At 69.6% G+C, this 14803-nt stretch carries 15 protein-coding genes; 6 read left to right on the top strand and 9 right to left on the bottom strand.

All coding sequences use genetic code 11. The features are described from left to right. Positions 1-88 precede the first annotated feature (88 nt). The 3 genes from ACFHWS_RS17520 to mqnC all read right to left on the bottom strand — a co-directional run bounded on the left by ACFHWS_RS17520 (position 89) and on the right by mqnC (position 3970). On the bottom strand, positions 89-1360 hold the full coding sequence (locus ACFHWS_RS17520; RefSeq protein WP_416556503.1) for a geranylgeranyl reductase family protein: 1272 nt from the start codon (positions 1358-1360) through the stop codon (positions 89-91). Between the two features lie 245 nt (positions 1361-1605). After that, complete coding sequence (locus ACFHWS_RS17525; protein ID WP_416556504.1) at positions 1606-2319, bottom strand: demethylmenaquinone methyltransferase; 714 nt, start codon at positions 2317-2319, stop codon at positions 1606-1608. Between the two features lie 460 nt (positions 2320-2779). Next, positions 2780-3970, bottom strand: a complete 1191-nt coding sequence (gene mqnC / locus ACFHWS_RS17530) for a cyclic dehypoxanthinyl futalosine synthase (protein WP_416556505.1) — start codon at positions 3968-3970, stop codon at positions 2780-2782. 2 nt (positions 3971-3972) lie between these two features. Between mqnC and ACFHWS_RS17535 the strand changes: the two genes are divergently transcribed. The 4 genes from ACFHWS_RS17535 (at position 3973) to ACFHWS_RS17550 (ending at position 7583) form a co-directional block, all read left to right on the top strand. Further along, positions 3973-5448 carry an ArnT family glycosyltransferase gene (locus ACFHWS_RS17535; RefSeq protein ID WP_416568562.1) on the top strand — a complete coding sequence of 492 codons (1476 nt, stop codon included), beginning with the start codon at positions 3973-3975 and terminating at the stop codon, positions 5446-5448. Between the two features lie 350 nt (positions 5449-5798). Continuing rightward, a complete protein-coding gene (locus ACFHWS_RS17540; protein WP_416556507.1) occupies positions 5799-5987 on the top strand; it encodes a hypothetical protein in 189 nt (62 codons plus the stop codon). A 98-nt stretch (positions 5988-6085) separates the two neighbouring features. After that, entirely contained in the window at positions 6086-7405 is a 1320-nt protein-coding gene (locus ACFHWS_RS17545) for a glycosyltransferase (RefSeq protein WP_416556508.1), read from the top strand. Positions 7406-7421: 16 nt separating this feature from the next. Then, complete coding sequence (locus tag ACFHWS_RS17550) at positions 7422-7583, top strand: AAA family ATPase (RefSeq protein WP_416556509.1); 162 nt, start codon at positions 7422-7424, stop codon at positions 7581-7583. A 26-nt stretch (positions 7584-7609) separates the two neighbouring features. Here ACFHWS_RS17550 and paaE read toward each other — a convergent pair whose 3' ends face one another. The 5 genes from paaE to paaA are packed head-to-tail and all read right to left on the bottom strand — an operon-like array spanning position 7610 to position 11499. Then, positions 7610-8782 carry a 1,2-phenylacetyl-CoA epoxidase subunit PaaE gene (paaE, locus tag ACFHWS_RS17555; RefSeq protein ID WP_416568563.1) on the bottom strand — a complete coding sequence of 391 codons (1173 nt, stop codon included), beginning with the start codon at positions 8780-8782 and terminating at the stop codon, positions 7610-7612. Continuing rightward, on the bottom strand, positions 8782-9291 hold the full coding sequence (gene paaD / locus ACFHWS_RS17560; RefSeq protein WP_416568564.1) for a 1,2-phenylacetyl-CoA epoxidase subunit PaaD: 510 nt from the start codon (positions 9289-9291) through the stop codon (positions 8782-8784). The genes paaE and paaD overlap by 1 nt, the downstream gene beginning before the upstream one ends. Further along, positions 9285-10070 carry a 1,2-phenylacetyl-CoA epoxidase subunit PaaC gene (paaC, locus tag ACFHWS_RS17565; protein ID WP_416556512.1) on the bottom strand — a complete coding sequence of 262 codons (786 nt, stop codon included), beginning with the start codon at positions 10068-10070 and terminating at the stop codon, positions 9285-9287. Before paaC ends, paaD begins: the two co-directional genes overlap by 7 nt. Then, positions 10067-10369 (bottom strand): 1,2-phenylacetyl-CoA epoxidase subunit PaaB, encoded by a 303-nt coding sequence (paaB, locus tag ACFHWS_RS17570; protein WP_416556513.1) that lies wholly within the window; start codon positions 10367-10369, stop codon positions 10067-10069. Before paaB ends, paaC begins: the two co-directional genes overlap by 4 nt. Continuing rightward, a complete protein-coding gene (paaA, locus tag ACFHWS_RS17575) occupies positions 10366-11499 on the bottom strand; it encodes a 1,2-phenylacetyl-CoA epoxidase subunit PaaA (RefSeq protein ID WP_416556514.1) in 1134 nt (377 codons plus the stop codon). Before paaA ends, paaB begins: the two co-directional genes overlap by 4 nt. A 368-nt stretch (positions 11500-11867) precedes the next feature. Here paaA and ACFHWS_RS17580 point away from each other — a divergent pair, with 368 nt between their 5' ends. Further along, positions 11868-12854, top strand: a complete 987-nt coding sequence (locus tag ACFHWS_RS17580; RefSeq protein WP_416568565.1) for a serine hydrolase — start codon at positions 11868-11870, stop codon at positions 12852-12854. 67 nt (positions 12855-12921) lie between these two features. Then, entirely contained in the window at positions 12922-13857 is a 936-nt protein-coding gene (locus tag ACFHWS_RS17585) for a hypothetical protein (protein WP_416568566.1), read from the top strand. Positions 13858-13874: 17 nt separating this feature from the next. Here ACFHWS_RS17585 and ACFHWS_RS17590 read toward each other — a convergent pair whose 3' ends face one another. Further along, on the bottom strand, positions 13875-14747 hold the full coding sequence (locus ACFHWS_RS17590) for a menaquinone biosynthetic enzyme MqnA/MqnD family protein (protein ID WP_416556517.1): 873 nt from the start codon (positions 14745-14747) through the stop codon (positions 13875-13877). Between the last annotated feature and the right edge of the window lie 56 nt (positions 14748-14803).

Below are 14803 nucleotides of genomic sequence, written 5' to 3' on the forward strand. Positions count from 1 at the left end.
TGTGATGTCTCCCGCCGGGACCGGGCGTCGTTGCCCCATCCTGGCGACTACTGCGGTGGGCCGACGGCCCGGGGTGCTGCCGGCGGCCTCACACGGCCGGAGCCACCTTGGTCATCGCGTTGATCATCCGGTCCATCGCGTCCCCGCCACGCGGATCGGTCAGGTTCGCCAGCAGCTTCAGCACGAACCGCATCAGTGTCGGGTGCGGCATGCCGTGCTTGGTAGCGATTCGCATGATTTGTGGGTTGCCGATCAACTTCACGAAGATGTTCCCGAGCCGGTAGTAGCCGCCGTAGCGAGCCTTCAGCTCGTTCGGGTAGTGCGCCAGCGCCCGCTCCCGGTCGACGCCGGCCGGCCGGGCCAACGCCTGCACCGCCACCTCGGCGGCCAGCTCACCGGACTCCATCGCGTACGCGATGCCTTCACCGTTGAACGGGTTGACCATACCGCCGGAGTCACCGACCAGCAGGACTCCCCGGGCGTAGTGCGGAACCCGGTTGAAGCCCATCGGCAGGGCCGCGCCGAGAATCGGGCCGTCGGCGTTGGTCTCGTCGGCCAGCCCCCAGTCCGGTGGCGTGCTGCCCAGCCAGTCGGTCAGCATCCGCCGGTAGTTCGTCTTACCGAAGGCGCTGGACGAGTTGAGCACGCCCAGACCGACGTTGACCCGACCGTCGCCCATGCCGAAGATCCAGCCGTAGCCGGGCAGCAGCTTCTCGCCGCCCTCCCGGCTGCGCAGCTCCAGCCAGGACTCCAGATACTCGTCCCGATGCCGCACCGGCGACCGGTAGTACCGCCGGACCGCGACCCCGATCGGCCGGTCCTCGCGCTTGGCCAGCCCCATGGCGAGCGGGAACCGGCCGGACACCCCGTCCGCGGCGACGATCAACGGGGCATGGAAGGTGACCGGCTGCTTGTCCGGGCCGACCTCGGCGGTCACGCCGACCGCCCGCCCGGTGGCGTCCAGCACCGGAGCCACCACGTTGGTGCCGGTGTGCAGCACCGCGCCCGCCTCGACCGCCTGTCTGGCCAGCAGGTCATCGAAGTCCAGTCGGGTCCGGACCAGGCCGTAGTTGGGGAAGCTGGCCAGGTCCGGCCAGTCGAGCTCGAGCCGGATGCCGCCGCCGATCACCCGCAGGCCACGGTTGCGCAGCCAGCCGGCCTCGGGCGAGGTGTCGACACCCAACTTGATCAACTGTTTGACGGCACGCGGCGTGAGCCCGTCACCACAGACCTTCTCCCGTGGGAAGGTGGTCTTCTCCAGCAGGAGCACCCGTACGCCGTGCCGGGCAAGGTGGAAGGCGGTCGCGGAACCGCCAGGGCCCGCCCCGACGACGATCACATCGGCTTCGGTCTCGCTCACAGCCACCTCCCGTTCGCCTCCCAGTCGCTCGTGAAATGCTTCACAAGCCGTCTCGCAGGTGAGTCTAGAACCGTTAACAGGGCGGCAATCGGTTAGGCGACCCTAACCCTGCGAGGTAGCGACCTCGGCGGGTGACCGACGACCCGGAATCACCCATCGACGGACACCGAGGAGTAACCGACCCGTCGCCCGAACACCCGGATCCGGCGTACGGCAGCACGGCGCTACTTCCAGGTGGCACGGCGCTACCGCCGGGTGGCGCGGTGCAGCGCCACGATTCCACCGGTGAGATTGCGCCACTGCGCCGACCGCCACCCCGCCGCCGTGATCCGCCCGGCGAGCGCTGCCTGGTCCGGCCACTGCCGGATGGACTCGGCCAGATAGACGTACGCGTCCGGGTTGCTCGCCACCGCACGGGTCACCGCCGGCAGCGACCGCATCAGATAGGACAGGTAGAGCGTCCGGAAGGCGGGACTGGTCGGCTGACTGAACTCGCACACCACCAGCCGTCCGCCGGGCCGGGTCACCCGGGCCAGCTCGGCCAACGCGGCGTCGGTGTCGACCACGTTGCGCAGCGCGAACGAGATGGTCACCGCGTCGAAGGTGGCGTCCCGGAACGGCAACGCCAGGGCGTCCCCGGCGAGCAGTGGCACCTGCGGACGGGCCCGCCGGCCGGCCCGCAGCATACCGAGCGAGATGTCCGAGCCGACCGCCCACACGCCACCCCGGCCGAGTTCGGCGGTGGAGACGCCGGTGCCGGCGCCGACGTCGAGCACCCGGTCGCCGGGAAGCAGGTCGAGCGCCGCCCGGGTGGCCCGGCGCCACCGGCGGTCCTGGCCGAAGGAGATCACCGTGTTGGTCAGGTCGTACCGGCCGGCCACGCCGTCGAACATCGCGGCGACCTCGGCCGGCTGCTTGTCCAGGCCGGCGCGCAAGACCGGCGGCGGGTTGTCAGTCACGCCCGACCACTTTGCCAGCCGCGCGTCCCGACCTGCGGCGCGGGGCCGGCGACGAGGGTGACCGAGGTTACACACACTACGGGCGAGGTGGGTTGAACCACCTCGCCCGTAGTGCCGTGCGTTATGTAGACGGCCCCCTCGGACCGCTGGAGTACGGCTCCGGCGACCACCGCCCTGGGGGACGTGACCTGCGACGACCAAGGGACGGCGTCGCGGCGCGGGCGGCTGCCGGAACGTTGTTGACAAGGACGTTAGCGGCCGGCGGAAAGCTTCGCGCCCCTCGTGATCAACACGTTATGGCCCCTTGGCCTAAGGTTCGCGCCACCTCGCCGCATCGACAGCGCTGCCCGCCACGACCGGCCGACCACCGGCCCACCCGCCAGCCGAGAAGGGCTGACTGATCGGCCTCACCAGCCACCCGATCGGACGAATCCGGACCGGTCAGTGCGCGTCCGGTCGGTCAGCGCGCGTCGACCAGCGGCAGATCGCGACGGGCCCCGCCATTGGGCAACGCGATCGACGAGAAGTGCGACACCACCCGCTCGTCGGTCGGGTCGTCCGCCGGATCACGGTGCACAGCGAGGTGGTGGTACTCGGTGTCCCGCTGGGCGGGGATCCGGCCCGCCGAACGGATCATCCAGATCAGCTCGTGCAGGTTCGACCGGTGCCGGGCACCGGCCGAGGAGATCACGTTCTCCTCCAACATGATCGAACCGAGATCGTCGACCCCCATGTGCAGCGCCAACTGCCCGACGTCCTTGCCGGTGGTCAGCCAGGACGCCTGCAGATGCGCCACCTGGTCGAAGAAGAGCCGGGAGACCGCGATCATCCGTAGGTACTCCAGGGTCGTTGCCTGGGTGCGGCCCTTGAGATGGTTGTTCTCCGGCTGGTAGGTCCAGGGGATGAACGCCCGGAAACCACCGGTGGAGTCCTGGACGTCCCGGATCATCCGCAGATGCTCGATCCGCTCCGCGTTGGTCTCCCCGGTGCCCATCATCATCGTGGCGGTCGACTCGATGCCGTGCCGGTGCGCCAGCTCCATGACCTCCAGCCAGCGCGCCCCGGACTCCTTGAGCGGGGCGATCGCCCGGCGGGGCCGGTCCGGCAGCATCTCGGCGCCGGCGCCGGCGATCGAATCCAGCCCGGCGGCCTTGATCCGGGCGATTGCCTCGTCCAGTGATACACCGGACACCTTCGCCATGTGCAGGATCTCGCTCGGCCCGATCGAGTGGATCACCAACCGGGGGTACGCCGCCTTGACCGCGCCGAACAAGTGCTCGTAGTACTCCACCCCGAAATCGGGGTGGTGGCCACCCTGCAGCATCACCTGGGTAGCGCCCAGCTCGACCGCCTCGCCGCAGCGACGCAGAATCTCCTCGATCGGGTGGGCCCAGCCCTCGGTGTGCTTGGGCGCCCGGTAGAAAGCGCAGAAACGACACGCGGTGACGCAGACGTTGGTGTAATTGATGTTGCGATCGATCAGATACGTCACGACGTTGTCCGGGTACCGGCGACGGCGGACCGCGTCCGCGGCCTCACCGAGGGCGTGGAACGGCGCTTCGGTGTAGATCAGCAGCGCCTCCTCGGCGGAGATCCGCCCACCGTCGGCGCCACGCTGCAGGATGCTGTCGATCTCCCGGCTGGTAGTCACGCATGAAGCGTACTGCCATGTCGAGGGAGGGGCAGAGCAACCGGATGACGCCACTGCGCCGCCACCTGCCCCTGGTGATCCTGCTCGCCGCCGGTCTCGGACTGCGGATCGCCTACCTGGTCGCGTATCAGCCGGCGTTCTGGTTCCACGGCGACAGCGGCGAGTACCTGCTGATGCTGCAGCAGCCGCTGGAGCCGCACCCGAACCGGCCGATCGGCTACGTGCTGCTGCTGTCCGCGCTACAGCAGACCCGGACGCTCGCCGCCGTCGCGGCCGTCCAGCACCTGCTCAGCCTGCTGGTCGCCGTCGGCCTGTACGCCCTGCTGCTGCGCCGGGGCGTGGTCCGCTGGCTGGCCACCCTGGCCGCCGTACCGCTGATCTTCGATTCCCTGGTCCTCACCATGGGGCACTACCTGCTGCCCGACCTGATGTTCATGGTGCTGTTCGCCGCCGCCGTCGGGGCGCTGCTCTGGCCGCCCCGCCCCGGTCCGGTGGCGGCCGTCGTCTCCGGCGGGCTGATCGCCGTCGCCTGGGTGACCAAACCCACCGCGCTGCCGGTCGCCCTGCTACTCGCCGGCTACCTGGTGGTACGCCGGGTCGGCTGGCGGCCGGTGCTGGGCTACCTGCTCGCCTTCGGTGTGCCGTACGTCATGGTGATGGTCTGGATCGGCGACCGGCAGAGCGTCTACAGCGCGCAGAGCGGCACCGCCCTGTACGGCCGAGCCGCGATGATCGCCGACTGCGACCGCATCGAACTGACCGCCGAGGAGCGGATCGCCTGCCCGGACCAGCCGCTGGACCAGCGGTGGGACCGGGCCGACGCGTTCTTCTGGCGGCGGCCGGCCCGACTCGGCGACTGGGTGTACACCCCGGAGGGTGCCCAGGTGCTGACCAGCTTCTCCCGGTCGGTGATCAGCCAGCAGCCCGGTGACTACCTCGCGGCGGTCGGCCGGGAGAGCGCCGCACACTTCGTCCCCGGCCTGTACCTCGGGCCGATGAACGAGTGTCTGCGGCAGCGCCTGGTGCCGCCGGTCCGGTTCCGCTCCGCCGACCTACGGGTCGAGCAGAACTGTCCGCCGGCCCAGGCGTCCAGCGGGTTCCAGGCGGCGGTCGCCGAGCCGGTCGTCGCGGACCCGGCCACCCCGCTGACCCGGGCGCTGCACCAGTACGGCACCTGGACCCGGGGCATCCCGGTGGTGATGTCGTTGGCGGTGCTGCTGACCGTCGCGGCGCTGGCCGCTGGGCGGCGGGTCGCCGGCTGGATCCGGCTCGACACCGTACTGCTGGTGGTCGCTGGGCCCGGGTTGGCCGTGTTCACCGTGGCGATCGGCATGTACGAGCCCCGGTACGCGTTGCCGGCCCTGCCACTGGCGGCTGCGGCAGCGGCCCTGGCGGCTCAGGGTCTGATACATCGTCGACCGCTGGCCGGTGCTCCCGCTGTCGGCGGGTCGGCCGAGCAGAGCGGAACGATCGATTGAGCGGCTGACTCGCATCTCGTCTGGGCCAGGCCGCATAACTCGAACAAACCCGAGAATGAGTCACGAAAAGCATTCAAGAATGCGATCGCGGCGCAGATGAACTCACGTTTGTCTTGTGATTTCCAAGCGATGCTACATCTAGCGCTTTGTCGTCTACGCAACTACTCTTGGCTGCGGCCGAACGGGGCGCCGCCCGGTCACCACCTTCGGCCGGCACCACAACAGTCAGTCGGCCTCCGTACTCCCCATACACCAACCGGACCCCCGTCCGGACGTGCCGCCAATACCGATCTCGGCTGACCATTGTGCTCGAAATCCCCCTATCCGCCCGCAGTCAAGGAGACAACGTCATGTCTGGTGATTCCCTGCCGCGGACCGGCGCGAACGCTGCGGTCACCATCGGTGGTGTGGCCGGTCTCGGACAGCTCAGCCTGCCGCTGCCCCTGGTGATGGCAGCCACCGCAGTAGTAATGATCATCTTCGGAGCGGTTCTCGTCCGGTTGTCGTTCCGTCGAGGTCGCTCCGCCGCCCATCGATGACCGCGACCCTCGTCAGGGGTCGGATCCTCACCGCCGCAGCATTCCTTCTGGCGGCAGTAGCGGCATGGGCGGCCCACCATGCGTTTGCAGCAATCGGCTTGCTTAGCGCAGGCAGCGGGCATCAGTTCGCCGCGATCTACGTCCTGATGTACGGACTGCTGGTGTGGCAGTTGGGATTTGCCTACCTCAACCAGCCCTACCAGGTTGGCCCGGCCAGGCAGCGGCTCCTCGACACGCTAAAGGTGGCCGCGTTGGTCCCCGCGTACAACGAGGACCCGGCCGCGCTGCGCGCATGCCTCGAGTCCATGATCGGTCAACGACGACGGCCGCAGACGATCGTCGTGGTGGATGACGGTTCCACCACCGGCGACGTCGGGTACGCCGAGATCCGCACCTGGTTCAAGCGGGCAGCCAGCGACAGCGGCATCCGTCCGGTATGGCTGCGCCAGGACAATGCCGGCAAGAGACACGCGCAGGCGGCCGGGGTCGGCCAGGCGCCGGACGCAGATGTGTACTGGACGGTCGACTCGGACACGATCAGCGACCCGGAAACTCTCAACGAGCTACTCAAACCCCTCGCTGACCAGACGGTGCAGTCCGTCGCCGGGATCGTGATGGCAGCCAATGTTCACGCATCGTTCCTGACCCGGTTCACCGACCTGTGGTTCGTCACCGGCCAGCTGACCGATCGGTCCAGCCTGTCAGTTTTTGGGGCGGTCTGGGTCAACTCGGGGCCTATCGCCGTCTACCGGGGCCAAGTGATCCGCGACAATCTGGACAGCTATCTGCATGAAAGGTTCGCGGGACGTCGCGTGCCGTTCAGCGACGACTCGATGCTGACCCTGTTCGCCATGCTGCGCGGCCGAACCGTGCAACAGCCCAGCGCGTTCGCCTTCGCGCTGATGCCGGAGCAGACCGGCCACTTCCTGCGGATGTTCATCCGCTGGATGCGCGGATCGTTCATCCGGTCACTGTGGCGAATGCGATACCTGCCCTTGCGGTCGTGGGCGTACTGGCTACACCTGATCCGATGGGCGACGACACTACTGTCCACCGCACTGTTCCTGACCATCGCGGTGGTACTACCGATCCGGGAACCCTCGCTGACCGCGCTACCCTGGCTCATCTGTGTGCCGATGGCAATCGGCTACGCACAGTGCCTCCGCTACCTGGCGATCCGCCGGTCCGACCAGTCGACGGCGTACCAGTTGGGGACTTGGATGCTCGCCCCGGTCGCAGTGCTCTGGGCAATGCTGGTACTGCGCGTCGCTCGGTGGTACGGCGTGGTCACCTGCTGGAAGACCGGGTGGGGCACCCGAAAGACGGTCGAGGTCACGTTGACCGCCCCGTCAATTCCCGAGCAGCGGACCGCCCACGTCGAGCAGCCCTCCAAAGCCGGTGCCGAGGTGGTCTCCTGACGCTAGCCTGCATCCCATGCGACGGGTGTCGGTCATGGGGGCACCAGGCTCAGGCAAGTCCACCCTGGCCACCGAATTGGCCGTACGGCTCGGTGTGCCGCACATCGAGTTGGACGCCCTGTTCCACCAGCAGGCCCGCCAACTGCTCGACCAGCTCGGTCGACGATCATCCCGGTGACTCACGCCAGGCGTCGTAGTCGACAGTCAGGCGTCGTAGTCGACGGTGAGCGTCGGCGTGGTAGGCGTTGACTGGCAAGTCAGCACGTAACCGGCGGCCACCTCGTCCGGCTCGAGGGCGTAGTTGCGGGCCATCGTCACCGCGCCATCGACGATCTTCGCCCGGCAGGTCGAGCAGACACCACCCTTGCAGGCGTACGGCAGCTCGGACCGGACCCGCAGGGCCGCATCGAGCACCCGCTCCCCCGGCCGCGTCCGCACCGTCGACGCCCGCCCGTCGAGCAGTACGGTCACCTCGGTGCCGCCCACCGCGTCGGCTCCGGTCACCGCGTCGGCTCCGGTCACCGCATCGGCTTCGGCCACCGCATCGGCTTCGGCCACGGCGTCGGCACCGGCCGGCGGCCCGTCGCTGGCGTGGAAGAGTTCGCTGTGTACGGCACCATCCGGCACGCCCCGCTCGGCGAGCACCTGCCGGACCGCCATGACCAGCCCGTATGGTCCGCAGAGAAACCATTCGTCTACTTGATCGCCCGGCACCACGGTGTCCAGCAGCCGACCGAACCGGGCGGCGTCGATCCGCCCGGTGAGCAGCTCCGCGTCCTGCGTCTCGCGGGACAGTACGTGCACGACCTGCAGCCGGTCCGGGTACCGGTCCTTCAGGTCGGCGATCTCGTCGGCGAACATCACGGTGTGCGCGGACCGGTTGCCGAAGACGAGGGTGAACCGGCTGCCCGGCTCGGTGGCCAACCCGGTGGCGAGCAGGGACAGCACCGGCGTGATGCCGGAACCGGCGGCCAGCGCCCCGTAGTACCGGCTCCGGCCCGGCTCGAACCCGGTGGTGAAATGCCCGAGCGGCGGCATCACCTCCACGGTGGTCCCGGCGGCGAGTTGGCGCACCGCGTACCCGGAGAAGGCGCCACCGGCGACGTGCCGCACGCCGATCCGCAGCCGGCCGTGGTCGGCGAGCTCCGCCGGGGTCGAGCAGATGGAGTACGAGCGGCGAATCTCCGGGCCGCCGGCCGGGTCGACCAGCCGTACCGTCAGATGCTGTCCGGCCTGGAACCGGTACGCGTCGCGCAGCTCGGGCGGTACGGCGAAGGTGACCGCGACGGCGTCGGCGGTGAGCTGGTCGACGCCGGTGACCGGGAGCGGATGAAACACCGGGCGCCGGCGCGCCGGTCGGCTGATCGTCACTGCCATCAAAACGCCTTCATCTGCTCGAACGGCTCGGCGCACTCCTGGCAGCGCCACAGCGCCTTGCAGGCAGTGGCACCGAATCGGCTCAGCTGCTCGGTGCGCGGCGAGCCGCAGGCCGGGCAGCGTACGGCCAGTGGGATTGGCACTGGCCCGACAGTGGCCGGCGACGGTGGGGCGATCCCGGCGGCGGCGAGCTTGTGCCGGCCCGCCTCGGTGATCCAGTCGGTGCTCCACGCGGGCGCCAGCTCGGTGACGACCGCGACGTCGGTGAAGCCGGACCGGTGCAGCGCCGCCCGGATCTCGGCCCGGATCAGCTCCATCGCCGGGCATCCACTGTAGGTGGGGGTGACCGTCACCCGGACCGCGCCGGTGGCCTCGGTGACCTCGACGGTACGGAGGATGCCGAGCTCGGCGATGGTAAGTACGCGGAGCTCCGGATCGACGACGGCTTCGACCGCCGCCTGGGCGACCGCGCTGGCCCCGCCGACGGCTGCTGGGCGTCCGGTCACCATCGCGCACCCGGGTGGGCCCGGTGCACCACCTGCATCTCGGCCAGCAGGTAGGACAGGTGCTCGGTGTGCCGACCCAGCCGACCGCCACCGGGCCGCCAGCCCTTACCGTCGCCGCCAGCGGCGGTGGACCCGGTGTCGGCGGGCACGGTCAGGGTGGCTTCGGCAAGGATCGGACCGACGACGGCGAGCCAGCCGGCCCACAGGTCGGCGATTCCGCTACCGGGCACCGGGGCGACCAGCTCGTGGGTGTACGGCCAGAGTTCGTCGACCGCGTGCTGCATGCGGCGGTGCGACTCCTCGGTGCCGTCGCCGAGCCGCAGGGTCCACAGCCGCGCGTGGTCGAGGTGGTAGGCGGACTCCTTGGCCGCCTTGCCGGCGATCGCGGCGAGCCGCTGGTCGGCGCCGGCGCTCAGCACGGCGTAGAGCCGGACCTGGTACGCGGCGAGGAACAGCAGCTTGCCGATGGTCACCGCGTAGTCGTCGTCCGGCAGCTCCACCAGCAGGCAGTTGCGAAACTCCTGGTCGGAGCGGAGGAAGGCCAGGGTGTCCTCGGTGACCGGCTGGTCGGCCGGCGCGGCCGGCACCGCATCGGGGGTGAGCTGCTCGGCGGCGTACGACAGCAGCAGCCGGGCCACGCCGAGCTGGTCGAGCGCGATGTTGGTGAGGGCGACGTCCTCCTCCAGCTCGGGGGCGCGGGCGCACCACGCGGCCAGCCGCTGGGCGGTGATCAACGCGTCGTCGGCCCAGCAGAGCAACTGGTCGGGGGGTGTCGTGGTCACAGGTGCCGCGCCCCGTCCGGCACCTGGTAGAACGTCGGGTGCCGGTAGACCTTGTCGGCCGCCGGGTCGAAGAATGCGTCCTTCTCGTCGGGGCTGGACGCGGTGATCGACTCCGCCGGTACCACCCAGATCGAGACGCCTTCCTGCCGGCGGGTGTACAGGTCGCGGGCGTGCCGCAGGGCGAGCGTCGCGTCCGGCGCGTGCAGGCTGCCGACGTGGGTGTGGGCAAGCCCCCGCCGGGACCGGATGAAGACCTCCCACAGCGGGGTGGGCGGAGTCCGGGCCGGTTCGCCGCTCATCCGGCACCCGCTCCGACCGGCGCAGCGCCCACTCCGGCCGTCGCGGCGCCGGCTTTCCGCCGGCCGGCCTGCTTCTCCGCGTACGCCCGGGACGCCTCGCGGACCCAGCCGCCGGCGGCGTGCGCGGCCCGCCGGTGGGCAAGTCGCTGCCGGTTGCACGGCCCGTCGCCACGGATCACCCGGAGCAGTTCGTCGTAGTCCGGCGGGGTGAAGTCGTGCGCCTGACGCTGCTCGTCCCACCGTAGGCCGGGATCGGGCAGGGCGAGCCCGAGCGGGCCGACCTGCTGGACACACATGTCCACGAAGCGTTGGCGCAACTCGTCGTTGGAGAACCGCTTGATCTTCCAGCGCATCGATTTTCCCGAATGGGTTGAGTCGGCGTCCGGCGGCCCGAACATCGCCAGCGACGGGTACCACCAGCGGTCCACCGCGTCCTGGGCCATCTGATGCTGAGCCGGGGTGCCGTGCGCGAGGGTGTGCAGGATCTCGTAGCCCTGCCGCTGGTGGAACGACTCCTCCTTGCAGATGCGGATCATGGCGCGGGCGTACGGGCCGTACGAGCAGCGGCACAGCGGGACCTGGTTGATGATCGCCGCGCCGTCCACCAACCAACCGATCGCGCCGACGTCTGCCCAGGTCAGCGTGGGGTAGTTGAAGATGGAGCTGTACTTCTGCCGGCCGGCGAGCAGCAGGTCGACCAACTCTTCCCGACTGACGCCGAGGGTCTCAGCCGCCGCGTACAGATACAGCCCGTGGCCGGCCTCGTCCTGGACCTTTGCCAGCAGGATCGCCTTGCGGTGCAGGCTGGGTGCCCGGGTCAGCCAGTTGCCCTCAGGCTGCATCCCAATGACCTCGGAGTGCGCGTGTTGCGCGATCTGCCGGATCAGTGTGCGCCGGTAGCCGTCCGGCATCCAGTCGCGCGGCTCGACCTTCTGGTCGGCGTCGATCATCTCGATGAAGTCCCGGTCGGGATCAACCGGTTTGTCGGGACAGGTTGGATTGTCGGCGGCGCGTGGGCCGGGGATCCGGCCGCGCAGCGCCGCGTCGCGCAGGGCAACTTCGGCGGCCTCGACCTCGTCGAGAATCCCGCCGCGGGCGCCACTCACCGCCTGAGGGTCGTCACCGTCCACCGACACAGTGTTACAAGAAACCCCAGTCACAGCCAAGCCCTGTAACAGCACTCGCGAAATCTTCACTGCCAGAGATCGGACCGACACAATGAGTGACTAGACATGCGGCAACGAACACGACTTTTATCCACTTATTATCAAGAAAATACTCAGCTATTCGGACAAATCATCTGTATTCGTCACTCAGTTCCGAAGATCTCCGGCGCGCGAGGGCTGGCACTCCGAGATTCGCCCCGTAAACTGCCCGATGGCGCGGCGGCGTCGAGGCGCGCACCGGCCCCACCTGACGCACGATTGCCGGAAGAACCCGTAACCCGCCAGAGCACCGACGAGCTGACATCACCGATCACTCCCCGGAGCCGCCTTCCATGAGTTCACGCGTGACACTCACTGTCGTGTTGGCAGCCCTGGTTGTCGGTGCCGTTCTGGTGATCCCCACCGCCTCGGCCCGGTTCTTCGGCGGGACCGGTTCGGACGCCAACCGGTCCGCCGTCGAGCTGATCAATCCGACCCTCGCCATGGCCGAGTCCCCCGAGCCGCCGGCCGTTCCGACGTTGCGGGCCGTACCGGTCTCGGTCCCGGTCGACGGTTTCATGACCTGGGCGCTGCTGGACCGCGACAGTGGCGAGATCGGCGGCTCGGCCAACATGACCGAGACCAGCTCCACCGAATCGATGATCAAAATCTGGATCGTCGCGGACTACCTACGGCAGCTCGATGACGCCGAGCCTGATTCGGAGATTCTGCAGCAGGCCAGCCTGGCCATCCGCGACAGCGACGACCGGGCCACGGACCTGCTGTTCTACCAGGCCGGCGGCGAAGACGTGCTCGCCCGGATGATCGAGATGTGCGGCCTGCAGCAGACCCGGATGGTCGTGCCGCCGGAGAAGGACAACGTCTGGTGGAGCTACACCCAGATGTCCGCCCGCGATGCCGTGCTGATGGGCGAGTGCGTCAAGAACGGCACCGCCGCCGGCCCGTTGTGGACCGACTGGGTGCTCGACGAGATGTCCAAGGTGCGGGGCGGGATCGCCGCGTCCGAGCAGGAACCCACCTCCGGCGGTGGCCGCTGGGGCATCATCGATGGACTACCGGAGAGCCTGTTGCGGGAGTCGCCGGTCGGCATCAAGAACGGCTGGACGCTGATCTGGGCGGACGGCATGTGGCATCTCAACTGCCTGGCCGTGCACGACGACTGGGTCCTCGCGGTGATGACCCGTTACCCGGGCTCTTACGGCCTCGAGTACGGGGCGGGCATCTGCCGTGAGGTGGCCCGGCAACTGGTCACCCCACACGCTGGTGCCGCCATCCAGCCAGCCGCCGTACTGCCGACCTCGGCGACACCGACCAGCTGAGATGCCACCCACCTCCTGGTTTCCGAGCGGCCGCCCACTCCGGCTCCTGGCCCGCCGACCGAGCGGCGTGGCCCGCCACGCCCGAGCCGGGTGGCGTACGCCGTTGATCGTGCTCGGCGTAGTCGCACTGGCAGCCGCTGGTATCGCCGGGTTGCGGCTGGTTCCCGACGCGCCGTTGGCCGCCGCCGACGAACAGCGGGCCGACCAGCGGTCCCGCTGGCGTCAGCCGACGGCCGGCCCGAGCGAGAGCCCAACCCCGGAGCCCGACCCCACGCTGTCACCGCTGGCCGTCGCGCCGACCACGGTACGGCTGGACGGCATCGACGGCTGGTGGTCGTGGGCGATGCTCGACCAGCGCACCGGCGAGATCCACGGATCGGCCAACCTGGCCGAGACCAGTACCACGGCGTCGCTGATCAAGGCGTGGATCGCCGCCGACTACCTGCGTTCCTCAGCCGAAGCGGGCCGGTCGCCGAGCGACTTCCGGATGCGGCAGCTCGAAATCATGATCAGGGACAGCGACAACCAGGTCGCTGAGGAGCTGTGGCAGGAGATCGGCCGAACCGCGGCGACCGAGCGGATGATCCGGATCTGCGGGCTCACCGACAGCCGCAGCTCGACCGAGAACCGGTGGAGCACCACCCGGCTCTCCCCCCGCGACGTGGCCCGGCTCGGAGCGTGCATCACCGATGGCCGGGCGGCCGGCGCCGAGTGGACCGACTGGCTGCTGACCGAGATGCGCAGCGTACGCAGTCCAGGCGATTTCGGGGTGATCCAGGCATTCCCGGCAGACGAAGCCGACGGGATCGCCATCAAGAACGGCTGGGTGATCCGCGACGACGAGGGGAATTGGCACGTCAACTGCCTGGCGATCGGCGACGGGTGGACCATCGGGGTGATGACCCGGTTCCCGGCCGACCGGCCCTTCACGTACGGCGGGCAGACCTGCCGTGAGGTGGCTCAGCAGTTGCGGGCAGCGGCAACCACCTCGACCGGCGGCTGAGCCGAGGAGGGCGCCGGTCAGGGCATGAAGAACTCGGGGCCCGCCGGTGGCAGCGCCGGGGCGGCACCCGACCGGGCCGCGCGGCGGGCGAACTCCCGCAGCCCGGCCACCTGCCGGTCACCGAGCGAAAAGTCCAACGCCCGGAAGTACGACGCCAGCGTCGGCGCGTCGAACGGCTCCCACCTGGCGGCGGCCCGGGCCACCTCGTCGAGCTCGGCGAGGCACAGGTCACGCGACCGCAGGAACGCCTGGTGGACCTCCTTGACCTGGCCGGGGTGGGCGGCGGCGAAGTCCCGGCGGACCGCCCAGACGGCGAAGACCATCGGCAGCCCGGTCCAGTCCCGCCACGCCTGCCCCAGATCGATGACGGCCAGACCGCGCGCCGGCGCCTCGTGGTGGGCCCGCAATGCGACGTCGCCGATCAACACGGCGGCGTCGGCCTCCAGCAGCATCTGGGTGACGTCCGGCGGGCAGGTGAAGTAGTCCGGTTCGACGCCGTACCGCTCGGCCAGCAGCATCCGGGCCAACAGCACACCGGTACGTGAGGTGGAGCCGAGCGCCATCGGGCGGCCGGACAATTCACCCAGTGGCCGGGTGGTGACGACGTTCACCGACAGCACCGGCCCGTCGCTACCTACCGCGATGTCCGGCAGCAGCAGGAACTGGTCGGCGTGCCGCAGGTACTCGACCAACGAGATCGGGCCGATGTCCAGGTCGCCGGCGGCCAGGGCGGCACCGAGCCGTTCCGGGGAGTCCTTGTGCAGGTCGACGTCGAGCAGCGCGCCGGAGCGCATCAGCCCCCAGTAGATGGGCAGGCAGTTCAGGAACTGGATGTGCCCGACCCGTGGTCGGCGCAGCACGCCGCCCTCGCCCCCGTCACCGTGACTCATGATCTCCACGGTAGCCGTCGGGTGGCCGCCACGCCCGGCGGCGGCCCAGCCTGTGG

Source organism: Micromonospora sp. LOL_013 (assembly GCF_048060315.1).
Taxonomy (GTDB): Bacteria; Actinomycetota; Actinomycetes; order Mycobacteriales; family Micromonosporaceae; genus Micromonospora_E.

Coding starts and splice junctions, on each gene's coding strand:
- ACFHWS_RS17535 (WP_416568562.1), top strand. CDS start 3,973: ATGAAGCGTACTGCCATGTCGAGGGAGGGGCAGAGCAACCGGATGACG.
- ACFHWS_RS17540 (WP_416556507.1), top strand. CDS start 5,799: ATGTCTGGTGATTCCCTGCCGCGGACCGGCGCGAACGCTGCGGTCACC.
- ACFHWS_RS17550 (WP_416556509.1), top strand. CDS start 7,422: ATGCGACGGGTGTCGGTCATGGGGGCACCAGGCTCAGGCAAGTCCACC.
- paaE (WP_416568563.1), bottom strand. CDS start 8,782: ATGGCAGTGACGATCAGCCGACCGGCGCGCCGGCGCCCGGTGTTTCAT.
- paaD (WP_416568564.1), bottom strand. CDS start 9,291: ATGGTGACCGGACGCCCAGCAGCCGTCGGCGGGGCCAGCGCGGTCGCC.
- paaB (WP_416556513.1), bottom strand. CDS start 10,369: ATGAGCGGCGAACCGGCCCGGACTCCGCCCACCCCGCTGTGGGAGGTC.
- ACFHWS_RS17580 (WP_416568565.1), top strand. CDS start 11,868: ATGAGTTCACGCGTGACACTCACTGTCGTGTTGGCAGCCCTGGTTGTC.
- ACFHWS_RS17590 (WP_416556517.1), bottom strand. CDS start 14,747: ATGAGTCACGGTGACGGGGGCGAGGGCGGCGTGCTGCGCCGACCACGG.